Here is a 10,097-nt window from a genome sequence, read left to right as displayed (position 1 = left end):
GCGCATGCACTCGAAGCGCATCTATGCCAAATTGAACGTGCACAAAAAACAGGAGCTCATCGATCTGGTGGATTCGCTCGACCCCAAGTCAGGGAGCTAGTTGACCTCTCTCGCTTCGCTCAAACGCTGCTCGAGATAGGCGTAATGCAAACTCTCCTCAGCAGTCCAGCTGCCGAACAGGATATCCTGGAGTGCTTCACTCGCACGTCGATCACTGCCAACGCTGAAAAACAAGCGCTGCTCGTTTCGAGCATACAGGCTTATGCTGTCGAACATGCCCGAATCCTCGAGCGTCGCCAGGTTGCTGACGATGCCCTCAACGATAGAAAGGTGATGCGCGGGATCGACCGCCCGAGGCTCGGTGCCGGCAATACGCATCTGCTCGTAGCGCAGTTGGCAGCTCACGAGCGATATTTCGGGTTTTACCGCCATAAGCGACAACGAGACGCTATACCCGCGGCCGCGCAAGAGCTCCGCAGTTTTAAGGGGAACCTCGGAAGTCCGCAGCGTACCTTCAATAACAAGGTTGTATCCCATGACAGAAAGGGCATCAACGACCGCTTCGACCATTCGGCCAGCCCACGCTGCCGTATGGGCTGGAGCATCGATGCCGTATTGAGCGCTGATCTGCTGAAACCGAGGATGACGGGGGCGATATTCATCACCGTTGATGACGACCACATTGCCTGCGAGAGCATCCTGAAACAGCCGATGCAGTGTTGTCTTACCTGCACCACTTTGTCCACCCAGCAAAATCGCACGACGACTCTCGCCCGGCACACACTTCACGTCAACAAGAAGCATGCTTATAATTGTCTGAAGTTGCTGGCAAAACTCATCATTCGAGTAATCTTCAAACTGCTCCATATCAAGCAGCCTTCACTTCTCGACCTTCGGTGATGCGCTTCAGACACTCCACCTGTCCTCTGATTTCGGACAGTTTGGAATCATTTGAATTCTCCTTGTACGTAATGATAGGACGAATCACCGCAAGCTGCCTTAGCACATCTTCATATACTGCCTCACAAATTTCATCACCCCGCTCTCGCGCCGCAATCATCAAATTCGACACCTTCCCAGCAAGATATGCAACCTGTTCAATCAGCACTTCCTGCTGCAGGGTAATCTCGTATATCTCATTGATGTCCATAATGTCTCCGTCCTCGTCAAAAGACACAAGTGCATAAACGATCTGCTCGGTCTTGCTGCGCTGTTCCTGCGAGAGCAGCTCTCCATCGCGCTCGATGCAGTCCAAGAGGAACTTCGGATCGTCCGCTGCACGTATGAGGTTTGCATTCGCCTTGCTGGGAGTTTGCCCATTTTCATAGCGCACGACGCTCGCCTCTCCAAGTCCCAACACGCGCGCAAACCCCTGCTGCGTCAGGCCGTACTTTTCCCGAATTCGTTTGATATCTTCACTCGTCAGTTCGTGCGACATGGTTTCTCCAATCAATTGATTGCAATTAGTATATCATATGATAGATATAGATGGTATACTATGCGGTAAGAAAGTAGAAAGCCCGCTGTAAAATAAAAACGCTGCACGTTAGACCTCGAGGCTAGGAATTGCCGATGATTAAAATGCAGATAAAGATGGACGAACGGAAAATCAAGCTCGAAGGTCGCTATAGCCTTGAGAAAATACGTACCGTACTCGACAACTATCTCGTCAATACCCTCTATTTAAGTAAAGCTCAAGACGGATTCTATCTCGGTGCCGAGTCCAACGACGACTTCGGCAATTTCGGTCTTGCTATGACTACGCTTGGCAAAAAAAGTTGGTTCATGAACAACGTAGACACGTGGCTCTATTTCAATTCCGAAGACAGCGACGATCCCAACGACTTCGTTGTCGAGGACTTTAAAGAATTCTGCCGAACGCGCTATCAACTTACTGCCTAACATGGCCGATCAACGCCGATACAAAATGATCAGCTTCGACTTGAGCACCGAAAAGCTACGAGCAGAATTCGGATACGATCAATACCGCAAGGCCTACTCTCTGATAGGAGCGTTCTTCGCAAAGAATAGCTTCGACCATCATCAATACTCGGGCTATCTCTCTCGCAGCGCAATGAGCTATGCAGAGATATACGACCTCGTTTTGAATGCGATGGTCGTATATCTTCCTTGGTTAGCCGAATGCACCCAGAAATTCGATGCGACAAACGTCGCGTCTCAGTCCAACATGCTGAGAGCCATCCAAGCGGCCGCTTCTTCTACAAGTTCTTTCTCGCTCCTCGACAGCGACGAAGAAATCCTGCTTTGAACTCGGCACCTGAACGGCAGCACCGCCCATAGCCTCCTACCGCACCCAGTCCCGTCGCATAACCTCCCACTTAGCATCGCGACCGCGCTCCACGTCAGCCACGTCCTCGTCAGAAAGCGCCTTGAAGCGGCCTTGGCGGCGCAGGTAGGCCTCGATGCTAGCGAACTCGCGGGGGTTGCGGTTCAGCCTGAAGCGGCCACCGGCTTGCCCGCTTTCCTGCTCGCCCTCGTACTCAGCCAAATACCATAGGCCCGTATCCACGATATCTTTGGCAATGTCCACCGTCTCATCCACATCGCAACCCCAGCCAGTCGGGCACGGCGCGATTACGTGGATATAGCGCGTGCCGCGAATATCGCGGGCACGCTCCACCTTGCGGATGAAGTCGTTCAGATAGCCGATGCTGGCCGTGGCAGCATAGGGAATACCGTGCGCCGCCACGATCTCGAACAGGTTCTTCTTCTGCGTGAGACAGCCGCGCACGTTCTTGCCGGCAGGCGTGGTGGTAGTCTTGGCGCCGAACGGGGTGAGCGAACTCTTCTGGATGCCCGTGTTCATGTACGCCTCGTTGTCGTAGCAGATGTAGAGCACGTCGTCGTTGCGGTCGATGGCGCCCGACAGCGCTTGCAACCCTATGTCGGCCGTGCCGCCGTCGCCGGCAAAGCCCACGACCGTGCAGTCGTCAGGCTTCTTGCCCTGCGCGCGCAATCCCGCCTCGATACCTGTAAGCACGGCGGCCGTCGCGGCAAACGGCGCAATCATGGCGTTGTTCGAGAAGCACAGCTGCGGGAAGTTGAACCCGACGGCGCTCATGCAGCCAGCCGGCAGCGCGCACACGGCATTCGGCCCCAGCACCTTCATGGCAGCGCGCACAGCAAGCGACCCGCCGCAACCTGCGCACGCCTTGTGACCGAAAAAGAACTCGTCATCGGCAATATTCTTGGCGTTCAAAGCCATGGCTAGTTCGCCCCCTTTCCGCACACGCAGTTGGGAGCGGATGCGCTCGCACCTGTTTCCGAATCGTTCGCCTTCCCTGTTTCGGCGCACAGACCAGCAGCATGTTCTCCGGCGTCATCTGCCGGCGAATCGATCCCCAAAAACGACACGCGCGGCCCCTCGTACACGCCGCAGGCCACCTCGCCCAGCACCTGGTACATGCCCGCCATCTGCGCCTCCGAGATATCGTCGCCGCCCAAGCCGCCGATGAAGTTCAACGTAGGCACCGCAACCGCCGCCTGCTGCAACGCTGAATTCACGTTCGTGAACACCGTGCCTTCGGCCCCAAACGACACGTCCTTCTCCAGCACTCCCACAGCCTTCGCCCCGCGCAACGCCTCGGCGATGAGCGCCGAGGGCATCGGGCGCAGGTAGCGGATGCGCAGCAATCCCACACGCTGGCCCGCCGCGCGAAGATCGTCCACCGCCGACCGCGCAAGACCTGCAATAGACCCCAGCGTGACCAGCACGACCTCGGCATCCTCGCAGCGATACGTCTCGACCATACCCGGATACTGCCGTCCGAACACCTCGGCGAAGCGCGCCTCCACCTCATCGACAACCGCACCGGCCGCGCCCATGTCCCGATGTTCCCAATACTTGAAATAGCGGTTGAACTCCGGCCCCGCCGAGAATCCGATGTTCACCGGGTGCTCGAAGTCGAAGCTGTTGCCCGCCCCGTCATACGGCGGCAGGAATGCGTCGGCCAGCTCGGGGTCGGGCACATCCACCGTCTCGTAGGTGTGCGTGAGCGCAAACCCGTCCAGGTTCACCATCACCGGTGTGCTCACCGTCGGGTTCTCGGCCACGGCGTACGCCATCAGTGCCAGGTCAAGCGCCTCCTGATTGCTCTCCGCATACACTTGGATCCAGCCGTGGTCCAATAGCGCCAGCGAGTCGCGTTGGTCGCCGTAGATGTTCCACGGCAGCGCGGTCGCGCGGTTCGCGTTCATCATCACGATGGGAAACCGCCCGCCCGACGCGTACGTCAGGCACTCGGCCATGTACATGAGCCCCTGGCTCGACGTGGCCGTAAACGTGCGCGCGCCGGTGGCCGAGGCCCCGATGGCACACGACAGCGCCGAATGCTCCGACTCCACATGCACGTACTCGGCCTCAAGCGAGCCGTCTTCCACCATCTCGCTCAGCCGCTCCACCACCACCGTCTGCGGCGTGATGGGATACGCGGAAATCACCTGCGGCCGCGCCAGACGCACGCCCTCGGCCAGCGCCTCGTCGCCGGAAAGAAACCGCTTCATCGGGCCTTCGCCTCGCTTTCAAGGATCATTGTGATGGAGCCGAAGGAGCACGCCCGCGCGCAGATACCGCACCCCTTGCAGAAATCAAGATCGATGGCCACAGGAGCCGGACCGTCCACCTTGTACACGGTGCCGTCGGGACAGTGCATATAGCACTGGAGACACCCCGTGCACGACGCGGCATCGATCACGGGGCGCAGGTTGCGCCAGCCCGCGTTCTTCGTCACCAAATGCCCCGCCTCATAGCACGTCGTGTGCGCAAAGTCGGTCGGATCGAGGTTCACCGTGCGCAGTGTGGGGATCTGCGCATGAGGACGCGAGGACGCTGCCGAAAGCAGTGCCGACACACACGGCTCTCCTACGTCCGTCGGAAGAGCACCGTCAGCTACGGAAGACCCGGGCGTAGCGTTCGCTGGAGCTGCTACGGAAGAGGAAACTCCACCATCCGCCGCAGGGGAAGCCTCACCACAAGAAGAGCCCACTGCGCCTCCCATCGCCAAGCCCTCCGCACAAGAAGAAACCGCCCTGGTCGCCTCTCGCGCCGCATCCACGATGGCAATGTTCTTGGCATGCAGCTTCTCCGGCATGTACTGACGTATAGCCTCTTCCACCTCTTCGATGCCAACCTGGTCGCTCAGAACCGAAAGCGCGCCGAGAAACACCGTATTCGGGATAGGCCGACCGAGCACTGCTGCAGAAATACTGTCGGCATCCAGTGCCACGATGCGCTCGTCGCTGAAAGCTTGCTTACTGTTCGCCAGCACCATCCCGCCTGGCTTCAATTCGGCGTCCCAACCCTCACCCAGCAGCGTATCGTCCAGATAGATCACATAGTCGGCCTGTTTGATGGCGCTACGGTCTCCGATAACCGCAACGTCAATCTTCGTGTACGCCCGCATAGGCGCTCCGCGGCGTTCGGGCCCGAACGCCGGAAACGCCAGCGCGCACTGGCCCTGCCCCATCGATGCCGCCGCCCCCAGCAACCGGGCTGCGGTGAACGCCCCTTGGCCGCCGCGACCGTGCCAAAGCACTTCGATCATGCGTCTCTCCTGTTCCCATCCCAAGCCTATTCGATCAAGTATAGCGCTCGAGCGCTACGACACTCCCCCTCACTTTCCCACCCGTGACGGAGATACGTCAAGCGGCCGTAAAAAAGCTAGCCAGCAAGGAAAAGGAAGTGGGGAGCGCACAGAGCTGTCTTTGTTGTTTGCTCATGGACATCGAGTGCGCACTTCGCCGATGGACTATAATCGACAAAACGCACGCAAGGACGAGAAGGGGCTGCAAGCGGGCATGACGCGCGACTCATTCGAAAATGAACAAGGCGAAACGCACCCGCAACACCACTCCGGCAACGCGGCGGCTCGCATGCCTGCCGACAAGGGAGAATCCCGTGCGCTCGTCGACCAGACAGAGTCCCAACCGTCTGCCGTCTATGCCCCGACTGGGCACGTCGCCCAGCAGCGCATAGACGAAAACGCACCTCAAGCCTCCGAGGACAGCGCCCCTGCCGGCTTCCTCGACCGCAAGCCGCACCAAAGCGGCAAGCCTCCCCGCCAGCATAAGCCCAACTTCGTCACGCGTATCGTCAACCGATGGTTCAACCGCTTGATGGGCGCGGTGTCAACACGTACGCTCGCCAGCCAGGAGGAAGAATACGAAGCGCACCGCACCACGCGCGACTACGTATGGAACACCATCGGCATCGGTGCCTGGGGCATGGTGTTCCCCTTCCTCACCATTATCGTGACGCAGCTGGTAGGCGCGGAACAGGCGGGTATGTTCTCGCTGGCCTTCGTCACCGGTACGCTGCTGATGATCGTGGCGAATTACGGCGTGCGCACCTACCAGATATCGGATGTGGAAGAGGCGCATTCGTTCTCGGACTACCAGGTGAACCGCTGGATCACCTGCGCCATCATGGTGGTCGTCGGGCTTTTGTACTGTTCGATTCGCGGCTATGGCGGCGACATGCTCACCATCAGCGTCGGCGTGTACCTGTACAAGATGATCGACGGCCTAGCCGACGTGTACGAGGGACGCCTGCAACAGGTGGACAAGCTGTACCTCGCAGGCGTGTCGCAGGCGTTCCGCTCGATCGTCGTGTTCGTGGTGTTTGCGCTGTGCCTGCTGATCACGCGCAACATCGGCGTAGCCAGCATCGCTATGGCCATCGCGGCGGCGGCCACCTTCGTGGTGGTCACCTTCCCGCTGACGCTGTTCGAAACACCCAAGTCGCGCCGCCCCAGTCTGGGCAGCATCGCCACACTGTTCAAACAATGCTTTCCCCTGTTCGTAGCGCTGTTCATGTATGCGCTCATCGACAACATGCCCAAGTTCGTCATGGAAGGCGTGCTGCCCTACGACACGCAGCTGTACTTCAACGCGCTGTACTTCCCGGCGCAGGGCATCTTACTTACGGTCGGATTCATCTACAAGCCGCTTTTGGTGCGCATGGCCAACGTATGGGCCGACCCCGAGAAGCGCAAGCGGTTCGACCTGATCATCGTGGCCATCATGGCGGTAATCGTCGTGCTAACCGCAGGCGTGGCGCTGGTCATGAACTGGTTCGGTATCACGCTGATGAGCTTCATGTACGGCGTAGACTTCGAGCAGTTCCGGGGACTCTGCTTCATCATGCTGGCAGCGGGCGGCGTTACGGCGGCCATCGACTTCCTGTACCAGGTCATCACCGTGCTGCGCCGACAGCGCTCGGTCACCAAGCTATACCTGATCACCTTCGGGTTCTCGCTGTTCATCCCCATCCTGCTGGTGAACTTCACCGGGCTGCCCGGTGCCGTGATCGGCTACCTCATTGTCATGTGCATCCTTTTGGTGCTGTTGGTGTGGGAGTACTTCCGCATCCGCATCGACCTGTCGCATCAGACAAGAGCCGAGGCGGAAGCGGCCGCTGCCGCTGATATTTCCGCATCGCAGCCGCTGCGCACACGCCCGAGCGCCACGCGCGCCGAGCGCCAACGGCGCGAGGAAGTTCGCCAGAAGTGGACATCTCGCAGCCATAAGGAGCACACCGGCGAAAGCGAAGGGGTCGATCATCCCTCCTCTTCGACGATTGGCAAACACGGCACTCCCCAAAACACAAGGCGCGAAAACGGCGGACGGCACTCGAACCAGTAAACAAGGATCAGGCACTTGAACGCACGAAAAGCAACGGAAAGTGATTTGCTTCAACGCACAGAAATGCCGCCACCTTGGGCAAAAGGTCTACGATCACCTCTCGATATATCGCAACGAACGCCCTAACCGTTGCGGCAGGGCGTTCGTTGCGATATATATGATAAAAACGCTTAGTATTTTTTCACAAGCTGAGAAATCAACGCTCGACACGTATTCATTTGGATGCAAGCAGAGAAGCTTTCCGTAACTTCTTTTCCCTGACCGACAGTCGTAGCATTATTTGCATCTTCTTCCGTCTCCCAAAGAACAAAGTCAGTCCATGTCTTATCTTGCAGGTAGTGTCCCGCGAGACGAATCCTTGCGCTTGAGAAACAACCTCATCATGCAACTTTTTCGTTGCCTCTATAACCCGTTCGTCGCTCACGTTCTTCTTGAGCTTGTACGAGGAAAACCACGCCTTCGTCGCCGCAAGCACCTTCACCTATAAGAACAATGCGTATCCACCTATCGCTTGAACACCGTTTCGCCTTCTTTGATAGTCTCAAGAACCTCGATAGCGCGAATATCCATCGGATCAACCTTGAGTGGATTCTTGTCAAGAATTACGAGATCGGCAAGTTTACCCACTTCAAGGGTGCCTTTCCTGTCCTCTTCATGATATTGATACGCTCCGTTGATCGTAATAGCCTCAAGCGCAGAAAACACCTCCACCGCCTGATCTTCCGCAAGGGTGACCCCGCGCTTTGTCTTGCGGTTCACACTGCACCACACTGCCTCGATCATATTAGGCAGAAGGACCGGGCAATCCGTATGGAACGTAAACGGAAGCCCACATTCAAGTGCATCGCGAACGGCCGAAACGCGCATGCCACGCTGTGTGCCGAAGTTTTTAAGGTGCACATCGCCCCAGTACCAGATGTGAGACGGAAACATCGAGGGAACCATATTGAGAGCAGCCATCTGCTCAAATTGATCACGTCGGGTAGTCTGGCAATGAATCAACACCGGCCGCAAAGTTGCTTTTGCCGGATTTTCCGAATCGGCGTAAGCCTTGGCGTAGCAGCGCAAAGCCTGGTCGGCAGCAGCATCGCCATTCGCATGGGCAAGGAAGTCGTGTCCCGAATCGACAGCCATGCGGGCAAACTCATAAACCTCTTCATCGCTTTTGAAGCCGTGGCTGCAAAAACCTTCGCCTTCCTCACCCAGCTCGTAGGGCTGGCTCATCCATGCCGTGCGTCCCTGAGGTGAACCATCGAGCACGGTTTTCACGCCACCAATGCGCACGTGCCCACGGTAATCGCCGGACACAAAGGCAGCATAATCATGCAGCATTCCTGCAACATTATAAGAAGACATGGGATACATTACGACATCGATACCCATGCGCCCTTCATCCGCTAGACGCGTAAATGCCGCGCACATCGCCTCGTCCGTTGCCCCTTCTTGGCACGTCGTCACACCGCGAGACGAATATACAACCTGCATGTCTTCAATCAAGCGATCATATGAAGAATCGAGCCGCGCAAGAGCTGCATAGTACACCGGAAGTAGAGCCGCCGTCTCTTCAATGTAGCCGTTTGGCTCGCGCGAACCTTCAACACGGGCATAGCGAGAACCTTCAGGATCCTCCGACGCTTCGGTTATGTCGGCGATTTCCAGCATAAGGCTATTGGCCGCCATCATGTGACATGACACGTGCAGCAAAGCTATCGGGATATCTTTGGCAACCTGGTCAAGATCGAATTTGTTGGGATGGCGACCCTCCTTCAGATTGTTGTGATCGTAGTTCATGCCCACCACAACACCATCGGGGCCGAGGTTGTTTTCATGAAGAAAGACGCGCAATGTTTCGAGAATTTCCTCGATACTTTCGCAGCGAGAAAGGTCGGCAGTAACCAAGAGGTTGTTCGTTATGCCAAAATGACCGTGGGGATCGATGAAGCCGGGGAGAACCGTCTTTCCCTCAAGGTCGATCTCGCTGCAACCCGCAGCAAGCGAACGAGCCTCCGAGAGCGGCCCCACAAACGCAATAGTGCCATCGTTCGCCACCACGAGGGCCTCAAATGAATCTTCTGCAACTGTCATAGGAACAAAATCGCCATTGAAATACAGGGTTTTCATACCGTTATCCTCGCCTTTCTTTCGGTGCGTCCGTATCGAACGCACCAATTACTTTGGGCTGCAGGGGTAGTCAAAATACCTTTCTCGAACAGCCCTCGTTACGCTTCCTTTTTGTAGACCGTAATCCAACGAGTTGTAAGCAAACAAGCCAGCAGCACTACCGCAGTTACCCCCCAGGCAAGCTGCGTGGAATACGCCCGGGTATCAGCATAGACGGAAAGGAGCTCTGCTTGCTCATCTGCGGAAACTCCTGCTTCACTCACCTTTGCCTCAAAATTATCGTCGCTGGTCAACGAGTAAGTCTGCTCAGCCAC

At 57.1% G+C, this 10,097-nt stretch carries 10 protein-coding genes; 3 read left to right on the top strand and 7 right to left on the bottom strand.

The genetic code is table 11. From position 1 onward, the window contains the following. Nucleotides 1-96: 96 nt before the first annotated feature. The gene (locus RR842_RS09130) at nt 97-867 is read right to left on the bottom strand and encodes a zeta toxin family protein (RefSeq protein ID WP_332554128.1); all 771 of its coding nucleotides are present in this window, start codon (nt 865-867) and stop codon (nt 97-99) included. A gap of 1 nt (nt 868) precedes the next feature. Further along, nucleotides 869-1,438, bottom strand: coding sequence for a helix-turn-helix domain-containing protein (locus tag RR842_RS09125; protein WP_332554127.1), 570 nt, complete (start codon nt 1,436-1,438; stop codon nt 869-871). A gap of 134 nt (nt 1,439-1,572) precedes the next feature. On the opposite strand from RR842_RS09125, the gene RR842_RS09120 reads away from it, so the two are divergent. Together RR842_RS09120 and RR842_RS09115 are read left to right on the top strand one after the other, a co-directional pair. After that, nucleotides 1,573-1,902: a hypothetical protein gene (locus RR842_RS09120; protein WP_332513807.1), complete on the top strand. Its 330-nt coding sequence runs from the start codon at nt 1,573-1,575 to the stop codon at nt 1,900-1,902. A 25-nt stretch (nt 1,903-1,927) separates the two neighbouring features. Then, nucleotides 1,928-2,269, top strand: a complete 342-nt coding sequence (locus RR842_RS09115; protein ID WP_332554126.1) for a hypothetical protein — start codon at nt 1,928-1,930, stop codon at nt 2,267-2,269. Nucleotides 2,270-2,305: 36 nt separating this feature from the next. On the opposite strand, the gene RR842_RS09110 is transcribed toward RR842_RS09115, so the two are convergent. From RR842_RS09110 to RR842_RS09100, 3 genes are read right to left on the bottom strand one after another with little or no spacing between them, the layout of a single operon-like run. Then, a complete protein-coding gene (locus RR842_RS09110; RefSeq protein WP_332521426.1) occupies nt 2,306-3,226 on the bottom strand; it encodes a thiamine pyrophosphate-dependent enzyme in 921 nt (306 codons plus the stop codon). Nucleotides 3,227-3,228: 2 nt separating this feature from the next. Continuing rightward, complete coding sequence (locus tag RR842_RS09105; RefSeq protein ID WP_332729545.1) at nt 3,229-4,524, bottom strand: transketolase C-terminal domain-containing protein; 1,296 nt, start codon at nt 4,522-4,524, stop codon at nt 3,229-3,231. Next, nucleotides 4,521-5,564: a 2-oxoacid:acceptor oxidoreductase family protein gene (locus RR842_RS09100; protein WP_332729543.1), complete on the bottom strand. Its 1,044-nt coding sequence runs from the start codon at nt 5,562-5,564 to the stop codon at nt 4,521-4,523. Before RR842_RS09100 ends, RR842_RS09105 begins: the two co-directional genes overlap by 4 nt. A gap of 253 nt (nt 5,565-5,817) precedes the next feature. Between RR842_RS09100 and RR842_RS09095 the strand changes: the two genes are divergently transcribed. Then, on the top strand, nt 5,818-7,662 hold the full coding sequence (locus RR842_RS09095) for a lipopolysaccharide biosynthesis protein (protein WP_332729542.1): 1,845 nt from the start codon (nt 5,818-5,820) through the stop codon (nt 7,660-7,662). Nucleotides 7,663-8,166: 504 nt separating this feature from the next. Here RR842_RS09095 and RR842_RS09090 read toward each other — a convergent pair. Further along, complete coding sequence (locus RR842_RS09090) at nt 8,167-9,747, bottom strand: amidohydrolase (protein WP_332729546.1); 1,581 nt, start codon at nt 9,745-9,747, stop codon at nt 8,167-8,169. A 134-nt stretch (nt 9,748-9,881) separates the two neighbouring features. Further along, on the bottom strand, nt 9,882-10,097 hold a 216-nt coding region (locus RR842_RS09085), incomplete at its 5' end, for a hypothetical protein (protein WP_332729541.1).

This window comes from Gordonibacter sp., from assembly GCF_036667095.1.
Classification (GTDB): Bacteria; Actinomycetota; Coriobacteriia; order Coriobacteriales; family Eggerthellaceae; genus Gordonibacter.
The sequence above is the reverse complement of the archived record's forward strand: the minus strand, read 5'-3'. Positions and strand labels throughout refer to the sequence as shown.